We start from the raw sequence: 19,913 nt of genomic DNA on the forward strand, positions 1-19,913 counted from the left end.
GCTGATTATTGCCGCGCAGCGATGATCTCGAGCGCGCGCGCGCCCGGGATCGCTTCGCCGGCCGAGAGCCTCAGGAAATCGCCAGGCTCGCCCGCGAGCGCCTTGTCGAGCAGCGCGGTGTAGCGCCGCCGCGAAATCTCGGCCGCGCCAAAACTCTTCAGGTGTTCGGTGACATATTGGGTGTCGAGCAGCTCGAAGCCGCCATGGATGAGCCGCGCGACCAGATGCACCAATGCGACCTTGGAGGCATCGCGTGCGGTGTGGAACATGCTTTCGCCGAAAAAAGCCCGGCCCAGGCTGACGCCGTAAAGGCCGCCGACGAGGTCCTCGCCCTGCCAGGCCTCGACGCTGTGGCAATGGCCGAGCTCGTACAGCCCGCCATAGAGGTCGCGGATGCGCTTGTTGATCCAGGTGTCCTCGCGCCCGGCTTGGGGTGCGGCGCAGCCGGCGATCGTGGCCTTGAAGGCGGTATTAACGGTGACGCGGAATGAATCCGAACGCACGGTGCGCGCGAGCCGCGAGGCCACGCGAAATCCGTCGAGCGGGATGACCCCGCGCAACTCCGGCTCGACCCAGAACAGGGTCGGATCATCGGCGCTTTCAGCCATCGGAAAGATGCCGCAGGCATAGGCGCGCAGCAGCACGGCTGGCGTGATTTCAGACGGGGCAGAGTCGCGCGAAGTCATGGCGCGCCATAATAGCAGGATCGCAAGGCGGGTGCGATGGGCGGTGCGGATCAGTTCGCTGCGGCAGCAGCCGGCTTGCCGGCGGCAGCCGGGACACGGCGGAACATCAACATGACGCGGGTTCCTGAATGGTTGGGGTCGCGCTCGACCGAAGCGTCGAGCTTGCTGGCCATAGCTGCGACGATACGCTGGCCCATGCCGGTGGAGCGCGGATCGGCCTTGACGTTGTCGCCGACGCCATCGTCGCTGATCGAGAGCAGGAGATCGTCGCCCTGCGAGGTCAGCTCCACATGGATCGGGCCGGCGCCGTCAGGGTAGGCGTATTTTACCGCGTTCATCACCAGCTCGTTGACGATGATGCCGACGGCGACTGCACGGTCCGGATCGATCTCGATCGGTTCGGCCTTCAGCGTCAGGCGCGACATCCGGTTGCCCTCGGCCGAGCGGCGCAGATCCTCGAGCAGCGAGTCCAGATACTGGTTCAGGACCACGCTCTTCAGGTCTTGCGAGGTGTAGAGGCGGCGGTGCACTTGCGCGACTGCGGCCACGCGGCCCATCGCATTGGTCAACGCAGCCTTGACCTCGTCCTGCGCGGCGGAGCTGGCCTGCAGGTGCAGGAGGGAGGCGATGATCTGCAGCGAGTTGCCGACGCGGTGGTTGACCTCGCGCAATAGCAGCTCGCGTTCGGCTGCAAGAGCAGCGTAGCGGTCGCGCGAGGCATGGATCTCGGCTTCGGCTTCCTCGCGCGCCTTCTGCAATTCGGCTTGGCGCAGCGCGCCATCGGCCGCGACGTGAAGCAGGGGAATGAAGTCGCCCTTGACGTCCTTGACGAGATAATCGGCCGCGCCCGCCTTCAGCGCCGTCACCGCGATGCTGGAATCCTGCGAGGCCGTGACGAAGACCACCGGCGGCGCGCCCGGGATCGCCATGATCTGCTCCAGCGTTTCCAGTCCGTCGAGGCCGGGCATGTATTGGTCGAGTGCCACCACGTCGATACCGCCGGTCGTGGCCGCGCGGCGGATGTGCTCGAGGCCTTCCTCGCCGCTTGCGGCGTGAACGACCTTGTAGCCGCGCCGTGTCAGGCCGCGATCGACCAAGCGCGCCAGCGCCCCGTCATCGTCGATGTAGAGCAGTGTGGGCGTACGTTGATTCATGGGGCGGCGGGCGGGACCTGGATGACCGAGAAGAACAAGCCGAGCTGCCGGATGGCATTGGCGAAATTCTCGTAGTTCACGGGCTTGGTGATGTAGACGTTGCAGCCGAGCTCGTAGCAGCGTTTGATTTCCTGGGAATCGTCGGTGGTGGTCAGCACCACCACGGGCGAGGCCTTCAGGTATTTGTTCTCCTTGATCTGCTTCAAAATGTCGATCCCGGTCATGTCGGGGAGGTTGAGATCGAGCAGGATCAGGAGCGCATTGCCTTTTTGCACGAGCCCGCTGCCGTCGGGCCCGAACAGGTGCTTCATCGCCTCAGTGCCGTTGGCAAAGGAGATGATCTCGTTGTTGACGCCGGACCTCCGGATGTTCCGCTCGATCAGCCGCGCGTGGCCCTCGTCGTCCTCGATCATGATGATGGTGACGGGTTGAGTCATTGATCCGCGTTCCGGTTGCTGGCGTTCCAGGTGATGGGCAGCGTGATGGTGAACGTGCTGCCCGTATTCAGTTCCGATGATACCGACATGGTGCCGCCGAGGCGACGCACAAGTGCACGCACATGCGCAAGACCGATGCCCTGACCGGGCTTGTCCTGGGTTCCGGCGCGGCGAAACAGGTCGAAGATCCGCTGGTGGTCCTTGGCGTCGATGCCGCGGCCGTTATCGCTGATCTCGAAGATAGCGTAGCCGAGCTTGGTGCGCCCGCGGATTCTGATCTCGCCGGGGACGCCGGGCTTGAGATATTTGATGGCGTTGTCGATCAGATTGGAGAAGATCTGCTCCAGCGCCAGGCGGTCGCTGACGAGATCCGGCAGCGGGGCGATGTGGATCTCGGCCTGCGCTTCGGCGGCCTGATGCGCCAGCGTCGACACGATGGCTTCGATCAGCTCGCGCGTGTCGATCTTTTCCGGCTGGAACTCGCGCCGGCCCTCGCGGGTGAGATTGAGGATCGCCGAGATCAGGCGGTCCATCTTGGCGATCGACGACTTGATGAAGCCCAGCGCTTCGGAAAAATCGTCTGACAGCTGCTTGTCCGGACCTTCGAGTGCGATCTCGCCGTCCGGCAACGGCGGCCCGTCGGCCGGGACATGGGTGAGGCTGCCGATACGGCGGAAAATGTCGCCGCCGAGCTCTTCGAGCTCACTGGTGAAGCCCATGATGTTAACGAGTGGCGAGCGCAGATCGTGGCTGACGATATAGGCAAAGCGCTGGATCTCGTTGTTGGCTTCGCGCAGATCGGCCGTGCGTTCGTCGACCACGCCCTCCAGATTGACATTGGCATCGCGCAGGCGCGCCTCGGCATCGTCGCGGGCAAGGGCCGAGCGCCGCACCAGCCAGATCGAGATCAGGGCCAGCAGCACGACGAGGCCGGAGCCGATGCCGGTCATCGACGCGGCCAGGGTCTGGCTGCGGTCCGAATTGACCGTTCGCAGCCGGAATAGCCGTTCCTCCTCCTGAATCATCCCGGTCGCGACATTGGCGATCGCGGCCGTGGTGTCCGTGGAGGCGATCTCGCGGACCAGCGCTGCGGCCTTCTCCGGCTCGCCGCGCCGGATGAAGTCCATCTCCTGCACGAACTGGCGGAGCCTAGTCTCGATCGCCGCGCTCAGCTTCTCGATGCTTTGGCGTTGCTCCGGATTGTCGCCGATCAGGCGCGTGAGCCTGTCGAGAGCCGGGACGATGGCCGCCACGGCCTTGTCATGGTCGACCTTGAAATCCTCGCCTTGTGTCAGAAGGTAACCCCGGGCGGTGCTCTCGGCGCGGCGGATTTCCAGCAGGAGGGCGTTGATCTGGTTCTCCGCCTCGATGGTGTGAATCACCCATTTGCTGTCGTCTCTCGCCTTGTTGACGAGGTAGACGGAGCCGGCGCTGATCACGGTCAGCACCAGGAGACCGGCCGCGAACAGCAGGATCTGCCAGAATCTACGCCGCCGCTGCGCGTCAGCGATCACGACGGTCTCGCTCGATCAGGCTTGCCGGACTTCAAAACGCCCCCTCGGAACTGTCCCCATCGTGCCAAACGCGATTAGGGCCAAAGGGTTCCACGGGAAAGGACGGCTACTTCGGGGCGGGTTCCGCCTTGTTGGCGAGATATTGTTCCAGCCAGTGGATGTGATAGTCGCCGTTGATGATGTCGTCTTCGCGCACCAGAGCGCGGAACAGCGGCAGGGTCGTCTCGATGCCCTCGACCACCATCTCGTCCAGCGCCCGGCGCAGCCGCATCAGGCACTCGCCGCGGGTCTTGCCGTGCACGATCAGCTTGCCGACCAGCGAGTCGTAATAAGGCGGGATCGTATAGCCCTGATAGACTGCGGAATCGATCCGCACGCCGAGCCCCCCGGGCGGGTGATATTGCGTGATGCGGCCGGGCGAAGGACGAAAGGTCTGCGGATTCTCGGCGTTGATGCGGCACTCGATCGCGTGGCCGATGACCTGGACCTCGTCCTGCCTCGCCGGCAGGTCGCCGCCTGCGGCGATGCGGATCTGCTCCAGCACGAGGTCGATGTCGGTGATGCTCTCGGTGACGGGATGCTCGACCTGGATGCGGGTGTTCATCTCGATGAAGTAGAACTCGCCGTCCTCGAACAGGAACTCGATCGTGCCGACGCCGAGATATTTCATCTCGCGCATCGCCTTGGCGCAGGTCTCGCCGATCTTGGCGCGCGCAGCCGCGGTCAGCACGGGCGAGGGGCCTTCCTCCCAGACCTTCTGGTGGCGTCGCTGCAGCGAGCAGTCGCGTTCGCCAAGATGAATCGCGCCGCCGCGGCCGTCGCCGAGGATCTGGATCTCGATGTGACGCGGCTTCTGCAGATATTTCTCGAGGTAGACGGAAGCATCGCCGAAGGCGGATTTGGCCTCGTTGGCGGCCGTCGACAGCGCGACCTGAAGATCGGCCTCGCTCTCGGCCACCTTCATGCCGCGGCCGCCGCCGCCCGCCGCGGCTTTGACCAGCACGGGGAAGCCGATCTTCCTGGCGATCGCCATCGCGTCGTCGTTGGGGCCGACCCCTCCGTCGGAGCCGGGCACCACGGGAATGCCGAGCTTCTTGGCGGTCCTCTTGGCCTCGATTTTGTCGCCCATCAGGCGGATGTGCTCGGCCTTCGGGCCGATGAAATGCAGATTATGCTCAGCGAGGATTTCGGCGAAGCGCGCGTTCTCCGACAGGAAGCCGTAGCCGGGATGCACGGCATCGGCCCCGGTGATCTCGCAGGCCGCGAGCAGCGCGGGCACGTTGAGATAGCTGTCCTTGGAGGCCGGCGGCCCGATGCACACGCTCTCGTCCGACAGGCGCACATGCATGGCGTCGGCGTCGGCGGTTGAATGCACGGCGACGGTCGCGATCCCGAGCTCCTTGCAGGCCCTGAGGATGCGAAGGGCGATCTCGCCGCGATTGGCTATGAGGATCTTGTCGAACATGGTGTCCTTATTGGACTGACGCGCGGAAAGCGGCGAGGGCGATGAGACCGCCCTCGAACGTCACTCAATGATCACGAGCGGCTCGCCGTACTCGACCGGCTGGCCGTCCTCGATCACGATCTGCGTCACCGTGCCGGCGCGCGGCGAGGGGATCTGGTTCATGGTCTTCATGGCTTCGATGATCAGCAGCGTCTGGCCGACCGAGACCTTGCTGCCGACCTCGATGAACGGCTTGGCGCCGGGCTCCGGCGCCCAATAGGCGGTGCCGACCATCGGCGAGGTCACGGCGCCGGGATGCTTCGACAGGTCGGCAGCGGCAGGCGCGGCGGCAGCTGCGGCCGCCGGGAGCGCGGCGGGGGCAGCTGGCATCTGCATCGGCATGGTCGCGGCGACGCTGATATTGCGGGCGACGCGCAGGCGCAGGCCGGCACGCTCGATCTCGATTTCGGTGAGGCTGGTCTCATCGAGCAGCAAGGCGAGCTCGCGGACGAGGGCAGAATCCTCGCTGGAAAACTTTGCGGCTGCTTTGTCGTCTGGCTGGCGCGCCATGTTGTTTGATCCGAATGTTCTGTGTGAAGGGGAGCGTCAGGCTTTGGGCTTGAGGCCGAGCTTGGCGGCAAGGCCCTGGATGGCGAGGCGATAGCCCTCGACGCCGAAACCGCAGAGGGAGGCGAAGGCCGCGCGCGCGGTGTAGGAGTGATGACGGAAATTCTCGCGGGCGTGGATGTTGGTGACGTGCACTTCGACCGTCGGGATCTGCACCGCGAGCAGCGCGTCGTGCAGCGCGATCGACGTGTGCGAATAGCCGCCGGCATTGATGATGATGCCCTTCATCTTGCGGGCGTGTGCCTCGTGGATGAAGTCGATCAGCTCGCCTTCGCGGTTGGACTGCCGGCAGTCGGCCTTGAGGCCGAACGTCGCCGCCGTCTCCCGGCACAGCGCCTCGACGTCGGCCAGCGACGCATGCCCGTACTTCTCGGGCTCGCGCGTCCCCAACATGTTGAGGTTCGGCCCGTTCAGGACAAGGATCGTGTCGGTTGCTGGTTCGGCCATTCCAATCCCGCAAGAGCTGCTTCAGCGTGGCGGGGGTTATAGGTAACAAAGCGCGTGAGGGGAAGCCTTGAAGGACCTTCGAGGTGGCTTCAGATACCTCATCCGGGGTGCAAAAATCTGTGTGGAAGCTACGGAAATTGCTTGTTAACCAGTCCGAAGCATGGCTGCCGGCCGAACGGCAAAGGGGCGGGCATTGCTGCCCGCCCCCGATGGTTGCCGGGTATCGTCTTACGTGTTCAGGACAGCCACGATCTCATAGGTGTCCGGATTCACGATCACGATCTCATCCTTGACCAGGACGTAGCGATAGGTCCGCCATTCCGGATAGATCGTCACGACGCGGGACGGCAGGGTGTGCAGCTCAATACCCTCGCGCGGAATGCGGGTGCCGACCGAGATCGAGAAGTTCACGTTGGTCACCGGACGCACGTGCTCCTCGCGGATCACCGAGGTGATCTGCGTGCGTTGCTCGGTCGAGAGCTTGGCGCCCGCGCCGGCCTGACCGACCGTCGTGTTGGTGCTGCTCTGACCCTGCGCGTTCTGGTTGGAGCTGGTGCCGGTCTGACCCTGCGCGTTCTGGTTGGTGCTGGTGCCGGTCTGGCCCTGAGCGTTCTGGTTGGTGCGCGTCTCGGTACCCTTCTGGTTCTCGGCATTGTTGGTGCTGCTGGTGCCGCTCTTGGCGCCCTCAGCCTTCATGTCCTTCTGGTCCTTGGCGCCGGACTTGCTCGTGTCCTGACTCATGCTCTTGGACTTGTCCTGCTGACCCTGCGCGCGTTCGTCGGTGTGCTGGCCCTTGGTGGCGCCGGACTTGTCCTCAGCCGCGTTCTTGTTCATCTCGCGGCCCGAGTGCTCGTCCTTTGTTGCGCCGGAGGATTTGTCCTCGGCGGACGTGCCGGACTTCATGCTGCTGGAGCCGCCGGCCTGGCCGACGGTGCCCTTCTCATGGGCGGATTCCTTACCCATCGAGCCGCCGCGTTCGGCGGCGCCGCCGGAGGGCTGCGAATGCTGCGTCTGCGCACCACCGGCGCCGCCACCGCTGTCGCGGTTCATGGTGCCCTGTGCGTTCGCCAGACCGGTGCCCGCGACGAGCGCGAGTGTGGCAACCGAGATCATAAAGCGGTTAGACATGGAATTCTCCTCACGTGTTCATTTGCGTCATTGCCCGCGCCGACAACGAAAGGAGATTTGAGTTGTTCCGGAACTTCGGTGGTTCCGAGGCTTTTGTTTGTTGAATGCCAGATGAATGCGCGCGCCAGATTTCGGCGCAATGAAAAGGCCGGCTTTTCAGCCGGCCTTTTGCGTGCGTGAGTTGTAGAGCAGATCGCTGATCAGCAAGTCGCCTTGTTAGCAGGTCGCCTTTTTAACAGGTCGCCTTGCCGCAGCGGGCCACAGCGATCTTTTCCTTCAGGCTATCGACACCGACGGCGCCGACAACGATCTGCTTGCCGATCACGTAGCTCGGCGTGCCGTTCATGCCCATTGCTTCGGCGAGCTTGAAGTTCTCCTCAATGGTGCTGCGCACCTCGGCGCTGCCGATGTCCTTCTCGATTCGAGCGGTGTCGAGGCCAGCTTCCTTGGCCGCCTGAAGTGCGCGCGCCTTGTCGGCCGCGCCACGACCGCCGAGCAGCTTCTGGTGGAAGTCGAGGTACTTCTTGCCGGAGGGATCCTGCATGCGCACCGCGACGGCGACCTGGGCCGCTTCGACCGAGCCCTGGCTCAGTACCGGAAACTCCTTCAGCACCACCTTCAGCTTCGGATCGGCCTTCATGAGGGTGAGCATGTCGTCCATCGCGCGCTTGCAGTAGCCGCAATTGTAGTCGAAGAACTCGACGAAGGTGACGTCGCCGTCCTTGTTGCCGAGCACGACCTGGCGCGGAGAGTTGAAGATCGCATCGGAATTCTGAGCGACGCTGGCCTCGTGTTTCTGCGTCTCCGCCGCGGCCTGGCGCTTGGTGAGTTCGGTCATCGCTTCCTCGAGCACCTCGGGATGGGTGACGAGATAGTTCTTGATGATCGCCTCGATGTCCGTGCGCTGGGCATCGGAGAAGCTGTCGGCCGACGCGGGCGCGGCTGCGCCGAACATGGCGAGCGCAAACAGCGCGGGAGCAAGCAGGCGCAGCGCAGGCATAGGCAAATCCTCTTATCCAAAGCAGGTTTCGGAAAACGTCCCGGCGGACTTAAGCTCGGTGTCGTGACGTCGTTTCGTAAGGCGTCGTGGCGTAAGGCGTCGTCTTGTAAGATCGTCTTGGTCTTGTCAGTTGCGCGGCGGTTTCGACGCCACGATGTCGTCGGCCTTGACCCATCCGGGCGTGCCGACGGCGAAACGGGTTTTCGCGCGCGTCGCAAGCTCGCGGGCGGTCTTGTTGTCGCCGCGCAGATAGGCGGCCTGCGCCGACGCCAGATCCGCCTCGGCATAGTCGCCTTTCCGGCCATACGCCATCGCGAGCTGCATGTAGCCGAGCACGGCCTCCGGTTCCCGTGCGACCGCGGCCCGGAGAATCCGAACGGCGTCATCGGTGTAGGCCTTATTATCGGACCCAACCAGAGCCTGCCCAAGTAACATCTCGATGAGGGGCGCGTTGTTCGAAAGTGCGACAGCCTTGCGCAGGGCCGGGATCGCCTCCGCCGGCTTGCCGCCCTCCAGCAGCGCCTGGCCGCGCACCTCGTAAAAATACGCGTTGTTGGGCTGGACCTGGATCAGCGCGTCGATCTGGGTGAGCGCGCTGCGCAAATCCCCGTGCAGATAGGTGCTGATGGCGCGGGCATAGCGCGCCGGCATGCTGTCGTTGGTCAGGGGATAGCGGCGGTACACCGTTTCCGGCCGCTCCATGAAGGCGGAGATCTTGGCGCGCACCATGTCGTGGCGCAGCTGGAGCGCGGGATCGTCCTTTTTGTCCCAATAAGGGCTGGCGCTGGCGAACTCCTGCAGTGAAGCGACGCGCTCGGCGGGCATCGGGTGCGACTGGAGATAGGGATCGGCGCCGCGAGCCGCGAACAGGCTCTCGCTGGTGAAGCGCTTGAAGGTCTCGTACATGCCCTTCGGCGACTGCTGGGTCGCAGTCAGGAATTTCACGCCGGCGCGGTCGGCGTTCTCCTCCTGCTGGCGCTGATAGGACAGCAAGGTCCGGCGGATCATCTCCTGCGGGCCGGCAAGGGCGGCGGCTCCTGCATTGGCAAGGCCATTGTTGCCGGCGCTGCCGCTGCCGCGGGTGCTGCCGACCGCCATCGCGCCAGCACCGAGCAGCATGGCGATGATCATCTGGGTCTGGGCGTTGGCGAGCTGCTCGCGCAGCTTGGACAAATGGCCGCCGGCCAGATGCCCGGTCTCGTGCGCGAGCACGCCGATGATCTGGTTTGGCGTTTCCGACTGGAGGATCGCGCCGTAATTGACGAAGATGCGGCGGCCATCGGCGACGAACGCGTTGAACGAGCCCTCGTTGACGATCACCATCTGGATGTTCTGCTTCTCCAGGCCGGCGACCCGCAGGATCGGGCGGGTGTATTCGCGCAGCAGCTGCTCGGTTTCGGTGTCGCGCAGGACCGGCGGCCCCTTGGCCTGCGCATGCGCGGCCGAGAACGGCGTCAGCGCGATCGCAGCCGCCGCGAGGAGGGAGATGAGGGCGGTGGCCTTCTTGCGCAATGCGATCTGGAACAACATCAAGCGGTCTGGGTCAAACGGTCTTATCAGCAGGCTGGTCAAGCATTCTTGGTCGAGCAGTCTTGGTCGAGCAGTTTCGTGATTGGTTTTGGCGATTGGCGGCGGACCGGATACGCGATATGCCCTTTTGAGCCGTTCCCCTTATGAGCCGTACAATGCGGCCAGTCTGGGGCGCAAGCACCCCGTTTTTCCCGGGTCGGACGGATCGGCCCCGCCAGCGAATAGCAGAAATCGATGCACGATGCGACCTTGAGGAACCGGTTGGGGCAGTGGCTCGCGGCCTCCCGCCGCAGCGATGTTCCCCCGTTCATGGTGATGGACGTGATGGCCGCGGCGGCCCGAATCGAGGCGGCCGGGGGCCATGTCATCCACATGGAGGTTGGCCAGCCCGCCGCCGGCGCGCCTAAGACCGCGATTGCAGCCGCCCATGTGGCGCTCGAGGCCGGGCGGATCGACTATACCTCAGCGCTCGGCATCCCCTCCTTGCGCGAGCGCATCGCGCGGCATTATCGCGATGCCTATGGCTGTGACGTCAGCCCCGAGCGGGTCGTAGTGACCACCGGCTCCTCCGGCGGGTTCATTCTGGCTTTCCTGGCGATGTTTGAGCCGGGCGACCGCGTTGCCGTGACGGTGCCGGGTTATCCGCCGTACCGTCATATCCTTACCGCGCTCGGCTGCGAGCCGGTGCTGATCGAGACCACGAACGAGACCCGCCATGCGCTGACGGGCGAGGCGCTGCTGGCCGCCCATCGCAAGGCGCCGCTGAAGGGCGTGCTGGTCGGCAGTCCCGCCAATCCGACCGGGACGATGATGTCCCGCGAGGCGCTCGCCGGCCTGATCGCTGCGGCGGAAGACGCCGGCATCCGTTTCATCTCGGACGAGATCTATCATGGGCTCGACTACGCGTTTCCCGCCGTGACGGCTGCGGCGCTGTCGGACCACGCGCTCGTGATCAACTCGTTCTCGAAGTATTTCTGCATGACGGGCTGGCGCGTCGGCTGGATGGTCGTGCCCGAGATTCTGGTGCGGCCGATCGAGCGGCTGCAGCAGAACCTGTCGATCTCGGTGCCGTCGCTGTCGCAGATCGCGGCCGAAGCGGCCTTCGACGGCGCGGCCGAGATGGAGGAGATCAAGCACGGCTATCAGGAAAACCGGCGCATCCTGATCGAGGGATTGCCCAAGGCCGGCCTGACCAGATTTCTGCCGGCCGACGGCGCGTTCTATCTCTATGCGGACGTCTCGGATTTCACCTCCGACAGTTTCGAGTTCGCCAAGCAGATGCTCGAACAGGCCCATGTCGCGGTCACGCCGGGCCTCGACTTCGATCCCATCCATGGTCGTTCATTCATACGGCTCTCTTATGCGCGTTCGGCTGCGGAGATGCGGGAAGCAGTTGACCGGATCGCTCACTGGCTTAAATAGCCGCCAGTTTTCGCCAGCCTTCTGGAGTGCAACTTGTCTGACCGTTCCGTCCCCTCTACCGCCACGCATTCTCCTCTCGCCGCATTGATGTGGCCGATCCGGCCGGGTGAAACCGTCGGCGCCTTGCGCGCTGTCGTGCTGATTGCGCTCGGCACCGCCTTAATGGCGCTGTCAGCCAAGGTGAACCTGCCGCTGCCTTACGTGCCCATGACATTGCAGACGCTGGTCGTGTTGATGATCGGCGCCGCCTATGGCTGGCGGCTTGGCAGCGCAACCATGATCGCCTACCTCGCCGAGGGTGCAATGGGCCTGCCGGTGTTCGCCGGCCCTGTCGGTGGAATTGCACCGCTGGTGGGCCCGACCGCGGGCTATCTGTTCGGCTTCATTGGCGCCGCCTTCGTCACCGGCTGGCTCGCCGAGCGCGGCTGGGATCGCAGCGTAACGCTGCTGTTTGCGGCCATGGCGGCCGGCCACATCCTCATTCTGGCCGCGGGCTTTGGCTGGCTGGCCTTCGGTCTCGGCCTGGGTGCCGCAAAGGCGTGGCAGGTCGGCCTGATGCCGTTCGTTGCGGCGTCGCTGGTCAAGAACGCGCTGGGCGCGACGTTGATGCCGGCGATACGCCGGGTGGTCGATCGCGGGTAAAGCGCGCAATATCGAGCAGTTCCGATTGACAGGGCCGGCCAAGTTGATCTTGGCTGGCCTGGCGTTTTGAGGGGGAGTGAAACAATGACGACGACAACGATGGTGGGGGCGCCGGTCGCGCCGCCCGCCGCCAAGCCGTGGTACAAGGTACTTTATATCCAGGTGCTGATCGCGATCGTGCTCGGCGCCATCGTCGGCTGGCTCTGGCCGTCGGTCGCCACCAATGAGTGGATCAAGGCACTCGGCGACGGCTTCATCAAGCTGATCAAGATGGTGATCGCGCCGATCATCTTCTGCACCGTTGTCTCGGGCATCGCCCATATCCAGGACGCCAAGAAGGTCGGCCGCATCGGCGTCAAGGCGCTGGTCTATTTCGAGATCGTCTCGACCTTCGCACTGGTGATCGGCCTAGTCATCGGCAATCTGGTGAAGCCGGGTGCGGGCTTCGGCGGTGCCGCCGCCAATGCGCAGGCCGTCGCCAACTACGCCAAGCAGGCCGAAGGCCAGAAGTCGGTCGACTTCGTGCTGCACATAATTCCGGACACCGTCGTCGGCGCCTTCGCGCAAGGCGAGATCCTGCAGGTGCTGCTGTTTTCGGTGCTGTTCGGCTTCGCCATCATGGGGCTCGGTGAACGCGGCCACACCATCCGCTCGTTCATCGACGACGCCGCGCATGCGGTGTTCGGCGTCATCTCCATCGTGATGCGCGCAGCCCCGATCGGTGCCTTCGGCGCGATGGCCTACACCATCGGCAAGTTCGGCACCGGGGCGATCCTCAACCTGGTCGGCCTGATCGCGACGTTCTACCTGACCGCGGCGCTGTTCGTATTCGTCGTGCTCGGAATCATCGCGCGCTTCGCCGGCTTCTCCATCTTTAAGTTCCTCGCCTACATCAAGGACGAGCTGCTGATTGTGCTCGGCACCTCGTCCTCGGAAAGCGCGTTGCCGTCCTTGATGGAAAAGCTCGAGCGCCTCGGCTGCTCCAAGTCGGTGGTCGGCCTCGTGGTGCCCACGGGCTATTCGTTCAATCTTGACGGCACCAACATCTACATGACGCTGGCGACGCTGTTCATCGCGCAGGCGCTGGGCTTCGATCTCACCTTCGGCCAGCAGCTCACCATCCTGGTGGTGGCGATGCTGACCTCGAAGGGCGCCTCCGGCATCACGGGCGCGGGCTTCATCACGCTGGCGGCGACGCTCGCCGTGGTCGATCCGCGCCTCGTGCCGGGCATGGCGATCGTGCTCGGCATCGACAAGTTCATGAGCGAGTGCCGCGCGCTGACCAATCTGTGCGGCAATGGCGTTGCCTGCGTGATCGTCGCCTGGTGGGAGGGCGAGCTCGATCGCGACAAGCTCAACGCCAACCTCGCCCGGCAGATCGATCCGACCGACATGGAAACGGCGGTCACGACGGATTGATCTGCATGTGACGGTGCCGAGCGCCGTCAGATGTTGAAATAATAGGGCTGGTCGAGATCCTCGATCAGCCCTTTTTCTTTCGCTGCGAGGGCTTAGAACCGCTCCGGCCGGTACGGCGTGGGATCGATCGCGGGCGTTTTGCCGCTCATCATCTCCGCGAGCAGGCGGCCGGTCGCGGGTCCAAGCGTAAAGCCCTGGTGGCCGTGGCCGAAGTTCATCCAGAGGCCGGCATGGCGTGGGGCAGGGCCGAGCACCGGCAGCATGTCGGGCGTGCAGGGGCGGGTGCCGAACCATGGGTCGGGCTCGACCCGCTTGCCGAGGTCGATCAGCTCGCGCGCGGAAGCTTCCGCGCTGGCGAGCTGCACGGGCGTTGCGAGCGCGTCCAGGCCGGTCAGCTCCGCGCCGGTGGTGATGCGGATACCCTTCGCCATCGGACCCATGGCGTAGCCACCGGCCTTGTCGACCAGCGGCAGATCGAGCGAGGCGCCGCCGCTGTAATGCATGTGGTAGCCGCGCTTGCGCACCAGCGGGATGCGATAGCCGAATTTGAGCAGGAGATCGGGCGACCACGGCCCGAGCGTCACGACGGCGTGGGCGGCGTCGACGCGCCCATGGTCTGTCTTGACCGACCAGCCGGTGGCGGTCTGATGAAGGCTTTGGGCATCACCGAGCACGATGGTGCCGCCGAGGCGCTCGAACAGATCGGCATAGGCCGTGACCAGCGCGCCGGGATCGGACACGGTCCAGGTGTCGAGCCAATGGATCGCGCCGGGCAGGTCGTCGCGCAGGACAGGTTCGGCCTTGGCGAGCTCGGCGCCCGAGAGCGCACGAAACCTCACGCCGAATTCGCGCTGGTCTTCTTCCGCCGCCTTGACGGCGAGATCGAACGAAGCTGCGTCGCGATGCAGGTGCCGGTATCCCGCGCGGCGGATCAGATTGTCGGCGTGGGCTTCGCGAATGAGGATGTCGTGCTCCGCCGTCGCGTAGGCGATCAGCCGCGCCCAGGCGTCGATCGCCTCACGATGCCGCTTCGGCGCCGAATGCCACCAATAGCGAAGCAGGGGCTCGATATGGAGATGAAGCGAAGACAGGCTGTAACGCACGTCGTTGGTGCGGCCGGTCGCGATCTTCAGGAGCGTGGCGAGGTCGCGCGGCATCGGGTAGGGGCGCACCGCTTCCGCCTGGATCATGCCGGCATTGCCGTAGCTGGTCTCTCGGCCCGGCTCTCTGCGGTCGATCAGCGTGACGGACCAGCCACGCTGCTGCAGGTGCAGCGCCGCGCTGACGCCGATCATGCCGCCGCCGAGGACGATCGCGCTTTGCATTGAACTGACCTCGCCAAATCAAAACCGCCCGGTTTGGCCGGGCGGTTTCAACTATCTTGTTGCTCTATTCGCCGCCGCCGAAGCGGCGGGACCACCAGCCGGCACGACGCGGTGCGGGCGAGGTTTCGCTTGCCGCTGCGGGCGCGGGCTCCGGAGCGGGTGTGGGCGGGGCAACCGGCTCGGCCGCCTGTGCAACCGGTGCCGGTTCACTCTGGCTGCTCGACAGGAAGCTCACCTTTTCCCGAACCGTCGAACGGCGTCGTGCAGCCTTGTCGTCCGCGTGCTCCTCGTCCGCGGCCGAAGGAGCCGGCTCAGGCTGGGCCGTTGCTTCAATCCGTGCTTCGGCCCGCGGCTCAGGCTGGGTGACCTGAGGTTCTGACGTGTGCTCGGCCTGCGCGATCGAGGGCGCTGCCTCGCCGCCAAAACCGTCGAAATCGGCGACTGCGTTGGTGGCTTCCGACGGCGCATTGGCACTAAGCTCGTCGCTGATGGAGCCGGCGAGACCTTCCTCGCCAGGACCGCGACGGCGGCGGCCACCACGGCGACCACGCCGGCGACGGCGATCGGCGCTGCCCTGCTGCTCGCCACGGGCTGCCTGTTCCTCGCCTTCCTCGCCTTCCGGTTCGGCCTCGGCATCCTCTTCGCCTTCGCCGGCCGCCATGGCCGTCTCGGCAATAGCGGGCGCGCCATCCTCGCGCGTCTCCTCGTCCCGCGGACCACCGCGACCGCGGCGGCGACGGCGACGCTTGCGGCGCTGGCTGTCCTGCTCGGTAGCGGCGTCGCCTGCGGTCTGCTCCTCGATGAGACCTTCGGTCTCCTCGGTCTCGACCTCGGATTCGCTCTCCGGATCGAACTCCTCGTCGTCATAGGCCTCTTCGACCAGGGGCGGCGGGCTTGCGGCCGCCTGGGCCGCCAGCAGAGCCTTGGCGGCTTCCAGCGTATGCACCTGCTCGCCGCGGTCGATGACATAGGCCTGCGGTCCGCTGACGCTCGGGTCGGCGATGACCGACAACGTGACCTTGAAGCCGTTCTCAAGGTCGCGCAGATGGCCGCGCTTGTGGTTCAGCACATAGAGCGCGACGTCGGTGCGGGTGCGGACCACGAGGTTGTGGGTTGCGCCCTTCATCAGGATCTCTTCGAGGCCGCGCAGCAATTGGAGCGCAACCGAGGACACCGAGCGGACATGGCCGGTGCCGCCGCAATGCGTGCAGGGATCGGTTGAGGATTCCAGCACGCTAGCGCGGATGCGCTGGCGTGACATCTCGAGCAGGCCGAAATGCGAGATGCGTCCGACCTGGATCCGCGCGCGGTCCTGCCGGAGGCAATCGGACAGCTTGCGTTCGACCGCGCGGTTGTTGCGCTTCTCGTCCATGTCGATGAAGTCGATGACGATCAGGCCGGCGAGGTCGCGCAACCGAAGCTGACGCGCAACCTCCTCGGAGGCCTCGAGATTGGTCTTGAGCGCGGTATCTTCGATATGATGCTCGCGCGTCGAACGGCCGGAGTTGACGTCGATCGAGACCAGCGCTTCGGTCTGGTTGATCACGATGTAGCCGCCGGAGCGCAACTGTACGGTCGGCGAGAACATCGCATCCAGCTGGCTTTCGACGCCCATCCGCGAGAACAGCGGCTGGCCGTCGCGATACTGCCTCACCGCGCTCACATTGGCGGGCATCAACATCTTCATGAAGTCGCGCGCTTCGCGATAGCCGGCATCGCCCGCCACCTGGATCTCGTCGATCTCCTTATTGTAGAGGTCGCGCAGCGAGCGCTTGATCAGCGAGCCTTCCTCGTAGACGAGGGTCGGGGCCTGCGACTTCAGCGTCATGTCGCGCACCGTCTCCCACATGCGGATCAGGTACTCGAAATCGCGCTTGATCTCGGGCTTGGTGCGGGCGGCACCCGCCGTGCGCAGAATGATCCCCATGCCCTCGGGCACGTCGAGATCCTGCACCACTTCCTTCAGGCGCGAACGGTCCTGCGCGCTCGTGATCTTGCGGCTGATGCCGCCGCCGCGCGCGGTGTTCGGCATCAAGACGGCATAACGGCCGGCGAGTGAGAGGTAGGTCGTCAGCGCCGCGCCCTTGTTGCCGCGCTCTTCCTTGACGACCTGCACCAGCATCACCTGGCGACGCTTGATGACTTCCTGGATCTTGTACTGGCGGCGGGGACGGAAGGTGCGCTCCGGCACTTCCTCCAGCACATCGTCGCCGCCGACGGATTCAACGACGTCCTCTTCGGCTTCCTCGTCGTCCTCGTCTTCGTCGTCATCCTCGGCCGTCGCTTCGGAGTCGTGATGCGGAGCCTGCGCACTCTCGCCCGCGGCGTACACGGCGTCGGCAGGCTCAGCAGCCGATGTCACGGCCTCGGCAAGATCGTCGGCGTGTGCGTCGGAGGCAAACTCCTGCGGCTCGGCAACGGCCTCGGTGGCGACCGCGGGCTCGGCGCCGATCGCCGCGACAGGCGCCGGTGTCTCGTCGGCATGATCATGGTCGTGATGATCGTGCTCGCCATGATGATCGTGGTCGTGATGATCGTGCGCGTGATGATCGTCACCATGGGCATGATGATGGTCGTCGTGGTCATGCCCTTCGTGGTCATGTGCTTCGTGGCCGTGATGATCGTGGCCTTCGTGCTCGCCGTGATGCTCTGCGTCGGCGTGCAGGTGCTCGCCCTCGTGCGAAGCGCCCTCAGGCAGGGCCTCGCCCTGGACCTGCCGGGCCGCGGGATCGCCTTCGACGACCTCGCTGCGGACGCGCTCGCCATGGCTACGGCGGCGGGAATTGCGGTGGCGGGAGCGGCGGCGGCCCTGGGAGCGGTTCTCGCTCTCTTCCTCGGCCTCGCGATGGGCCTGCTCCTCGGCTTCGATCAGCGCCTGCCGGTCGGCAACCGGAATCTGGTAGTAGTCGGGATGGATTTCGCTGAAGGCGAGGAAGCCGTGGCGGTTGCCGCCATATTCGACGAAAGCGGCCTGGAGCGAGGGTTCGACCCTTGTGACCTTGGCGAGGTAGATATTCCCGCGCAGTTGCTTGCGTTGCGCGGTCTCGAAATCAAACTCTTCGACGCGATTGCCGCGGACCACGACGACCCGGGTCTCTTCCGGGTGGGTGGCATCGATCAACATCTTGTTGGGCATGTCTTAACTCTTGGCGGCGGCGGGCGCGATTCACCGTGGGCGCCATCAGCGCTGCCGGGTGACGCGACGGTCCACCTGATTCGGGGGTGAGGGGAAGGCCGAAACACCGTCTCTCGCGCCTTGCCGAACCGAAAGCCGGAGGACCGAAGCGGCGCGCGGAATTGTCACTCCGCAGCGTCGCGAATGGTCCTTCAGAATTGGTCGGCACAGTCTGGCGCATCAAGCGTCGGCCCGTATGAAACATTGGGCGGCGGGGCCGCCCCTCAATCAGTTGCTGTTGGCCAGGCATGGCGCGAGCGCGCTCGCCTTGGGGTATTACGAACCGCTCCCTTGGGATTAAGGGACCGGGTAACGGGTTGCGCCGCTGTCAGAACCGTCCCGGAAACGTGTTGGTAACCGAGGACCGTTCCGCCGCCGGGGCTTGCCCCGCTCCACCTTGCTGCCGCGCACCGCGCTGGACTTAGAGGGGAACGGAAAAACGCTGGAATTCCCAAACCTTGAGAGTTCCGGCGCTGCACCGGGAGGCTGAATGCGACACAACCGGAAATATCGGCCGTCAGCATTCCGTACATACGTGGATTGGGCCATCCGTGCAAGGAGCGTCGCACGGCGGTCACAGTCAGCGAGTTTCGCGTGTCTGTCATTAAGGATCGTTTAACCCTGTGGTTCTATTGCGTTAAAGAGGCTGCTCGGAGGCACGGAATCGGTGGCGAGCCGCGCAAATCAAAGGATCCTGCTGGGATGCGTGCTGCTCTGCGCGGCGGCATTGCCGTGTGCTGATTCCTCGCGCCTGAAGGCCGCGGAAAGTCAGCCTCAACTCCCTGTTGCATCAGCGAATTTCCCAACGGCCTCGGCCGCCCGACTGGCCGGGGACGGCAGGCAGACTCGCTTTGTCCTCGACATCGATCAGACCGTTAGCTTCCGCGCAGTCACTCTGGCCGACCCGTATCGGGTGGTGGTCGACGTTCCCCAGGTCGATTTTCAACTTCCCGCCGGCACCGGGTCCGGCGGACGCGGACTGGTCAAGGCCTTCCGCTATGGGCTGGTGATGCCCGGAGGCTCCCGAATCGTGTTCGACCTGACGGGCCCCGCCAAGATCGCCAATTCCTACGTGGTGGAGGCTGCCAACGGCCAGCCGGCGCGGCTGGTGCTCGAAATGGAGGAGGTCGAGCGCACCGCCTTCGTGCTGTCGCTGGCTCCGGAAAACCGTCCTGAGCTGCGGCCGGCTATTGCCGATCCGCCGCCCGCGACGGTTCCCGCATCTGCCCACCCTGAAGCCGGGCAGAAGGCCGATGGCCGCGCGGTCGTCGTCATTGATCCCGGCCATGGCGGCATCGACAACGGCACGCAGTCGAGCGGCGAGAGCGAGAAGAATCTGGTGCTGGCCTTTGGCCTGGCGCTACGCGAACGGCTGGAAAAGACCGGCAAATATCGCGTGGTGATGACCCGAGACGACGACACCTTCATCCCGCTCAACGACCGGGTCAAAGTCGCCCGCAACCTCAAGGCGGCGTTGTTCGTCTCGATCCATGCCGACGCGCTGCCGCGCGCCGAGGGCGATGCGCAGGGCGCGACCATCTACACGTTGTCCGACAAGGCCTCCGACGCCGAGGCGCAGCGGCTGGCGGATGCGGAGAACCGGGCGGACGCCATCGCTGGCTTCAACCTCGCCGAGGAGCCGACCGATGTCGCCGACATCCTGATCGATCTCACCCAGCGGGAAACCCGTACCTTTTCAAGCCGTTTTGCCCGCCTGTTGATGGGCGAAATGAAGTCGACGGTGCGGATGCACAAGCATCCCCTGAAGTCAGCCGGCTTCCGGGTGCTGAAGGCCCCCGACGTGCCGTCGGTCCTGGTGGAGATCGGCTATGTCTCCAACAAGGGCGACCTCGAGCATCTGGTCTCCGAGGGATGGCGGTCGCGTGCCGTGGGCTCGATGGCGCAGGCGATCGATGGATTTTTGGCCAAACGGATGGCCACGGCCGGATCGTCGAATTGACGA

The 19,913-nt window shown here is 65.0% G+C and carries 16 protein-coding genes; 4 read left to right on the forward strand and 12 right to left on the reverse strand.

What is annotated here, in order from left to right:
• Positions 1–5 precede the first annotated feature (5 nt).
• The 10 genes from aat to IVB13_RS38985 all read right to left on the reverse strand — a co-directional run bounded on the left by aat (position 6) and on the right by IVB13_RS38985 (position 9,967).
• On the reverse strand, positions 6–686 hold the full coding sequence (gene aat / locus IVB13_RS38940) for a leucyl/phenylalanyl-tRNA--protein transferase (RefSeq protein ID WP_026232743.1): 681 nt from the start codon (positions 684–686) through the stop codon (positions 6–8).
• Positions 687–736: 50 nt separating this feature from the next.
• Positions 737–1,840, reverse strand: a complete 1,104-nt coding sequence (locus IVB13_RS38945; RefSeq protein ID WP_018454486.1) for a histidine kinase dimerization/phosphoacceptor domain -containing protein — start codon at positions 1,838–1,840, stop codon at positions 737–739.
• Positions 1,837–2,277, reverse strand: a complete 441-nt coding sequence (locus IVB13_RS38950; protein ID WP_018454485.1) for a response regulator — start codon at positions 2,275–2,277, stop codon at positions 1,837–1,839. The genes IVB13_RS38945 and IVB13_RS38950 overlap by 4 nt, the downstream gene beginning before the upstream one ends.
• Positions 2,274–3,791, reverse strand: a complete 1,518-nt coding sequence (locus tag IVB13_RS38955) for a CHASE3 domain-containing protein (RefSeq protein ID WP_247492638.1) — start codon at positions 3,789–3,791, stop codon at positions 2,274–2,276. The genes IVB13_RS38950 and IVB13_RS38955 overlap by 4 nt, the downstream gene beginning before the upstream one ends.
• Before the next feature lie 106 nt (positions 3,792–3,897).
• A complete protein-coding gene (gene accC / locus IVB13_RS38960; protein WP_018454483.1) occupies positions 3,898–5,256 on the reverse strand; it encodes an acetyl-CoA carboxylase biotin carboxylase subunit in 1,359 nt (452 codons plus the stop codon).
• Between the two features lie 60 nt (positions 5,257–5,316).
• Positions 5,317–5,805 (reverse strand): acetyl-CoA carboxylase biotin carboxyl carrier protein, encoded by a 489-nt coding sequence (gene accB, locus IVB13_RS38965; RefSeq protein WP_247371037.1) that lies wholly within the window; start codon positions 5,803–5,805, stop codon positions 5,317–5,319.
• A 36-nt stretch (positions 5,806–5,841) separates the two neighbouring features.
• A complete protein-coding gene (gene aroQ, locus IVB13_RS38970; RefSeq protein WP_247297418.1) occupies positions 5,842–6,309 on the reverse strand; it encodes a type II 3-dehydroquinate dehydratase in 468 nt (155 codons plus the stop codon).
• Between the two features lie 228 nt (positions 6,310–6,537).
• Entirely contained in the window at positions 6,538–7,437 is a 900-nt protein-coding gene (locus IVB13_RS38975) for a DUF1236 domain-containing protein (protein WP_085353522.1), read from the reverse strand.
• A 232-nt stretch (positions 7,438–7,669) separates the two neighbouring features.
• Positions 7,670–8,437 (reverse strand): DsbA family protein, encoded by a 768-nt coding sequence (locus IVB13_RS38980; RefSeq protein ID WP_247492640.1) that lies wholly within the window; start codon positions 8,435–8,437, stop codon positions 7,670–7,672.
• A gap of 126 nt (positions 8,438–8,563) precedes the next feature.
• Entirely contained in the window at positions 8,564–9,967 is a 1,404-nt protein-coding gene (locus IVB13_RS38985; RefSeq protein WP_018454479.1) for a M48 family metalloprotease, read from the reverse strand.
• A gap of 234 nt (positions 9,968–10,201) precedes the next feature.
• Here IVB13_RS38985 and IVB13_RS38990 point away from each other — a divergent pair, with 234 nt between their 5' ends.
• The 3 genes from IVB13_RS38990 to IVB13_RS39000 all read left to right on the forward strand — a co-directional run bounded on the left by IVB13_RS38990 (position 10,202) and on the right by IVB13_RS39000 (position 13,450).
• Positions 10,202–11,389 (forward strand): aminotransferase class I/II-fold pyridoxal phosphate-dependent enzyme, encoded by a 1,188-nt coding sequence (locus IVB13_RS38990; RefSeq protein WP_018454478.1) that lies wholly within the window; start codon positions 10,202–10,204, stop codon positions 11,387–11,389.
• A gap of 87 nt (positions 11,390–11,476) precedes the next feature.
• Positions 11,477–12,031, forward strand: a complete 555-nt coding sequence (locus tag IVB13_RS38995; RefSeq protein ID WP_018454477.1) for a biotin transporter BioY — start codon at positions 11,477–11,479, stop codon at positions 12,029–12,031.
• A gap of 84 nt (positions 12,032–12,115) precedes the next feature.
• Positions 12,116–13,450: a dicarboxylate/amino acid:cation symporter gene (locus tag IVB13_RS39000; RefSeq protein WP_018454476.1), complete on the forward strand. Its 1,335-nt coding sequence runs from the start codon at positions 12,116–12,118 to the stop codon at positions 13,448–13,450.
• Positions 13,451–13,542: 92 nt separating this feature from the next.
• On the opposite strand, the gene IVB13_RS39005 is transcribed toward IVB13_RS39000, so the two are convergent.
• Together IVB13_RS39005 and IVB13_RS39010 are read right to left on the reverse strand one after the other, a co-directional pair.
• Positions 13,543–14,775: an FAD-binding oxidoreductase gene (locus IVB13_RS39005; protein WP_247297415.1), complete on the reverse strand. Its 1,233-nt coding sequence runs from the start codon at positions 14,773–14,775 to the stop codon at positions 13,543–13,545.
• Positions 14,776–14,839: 64 nt separating this feature from the next.
• Positions 14,840–17,911, reverse strand: a complete 3,072-nt coding sequence (locus tag IVB13_RS39010) for an Rne/Rng family ribonuclease (RefSeq protein ID WP_247492652.1) — start codon at positions 17,909–17,911, stop codon at positions 14,840–14,842.
• 706 nt (positions 17,912–18,617) lie between these two features.
• Here IVB13_RS39010 and IVB13_RS39015 point away from each other — a divergent pair.
• The gene (locus tag IVB13_RS39015; protein WP_247492664.1) at positions 18,618–19,910 is read left to right on the forward strand and encodes an N-acetylmuramoyl-L-alanine amidase; all 1,293 of its coding nucleotides are present in this window, start codon (positions 18,618–18,620) and stop codon (positions 19,908–19,910) included.
• Positions 19,911–19,913 lie beyond the last annotated feature (3 nt).

The sequence above is a fragment of the Bradyrhizobium sp. 17 genome (assembly GCF_023073515.1).
In the GTDB taxonomy this organism is placed as follows: Bacteria; Pseudomonadota; Alphaproteobacteria; order Rhizobiales; family Xanthobacteraceae; genus Bradyrhizobium; species Bradyrhizobium canariense_D.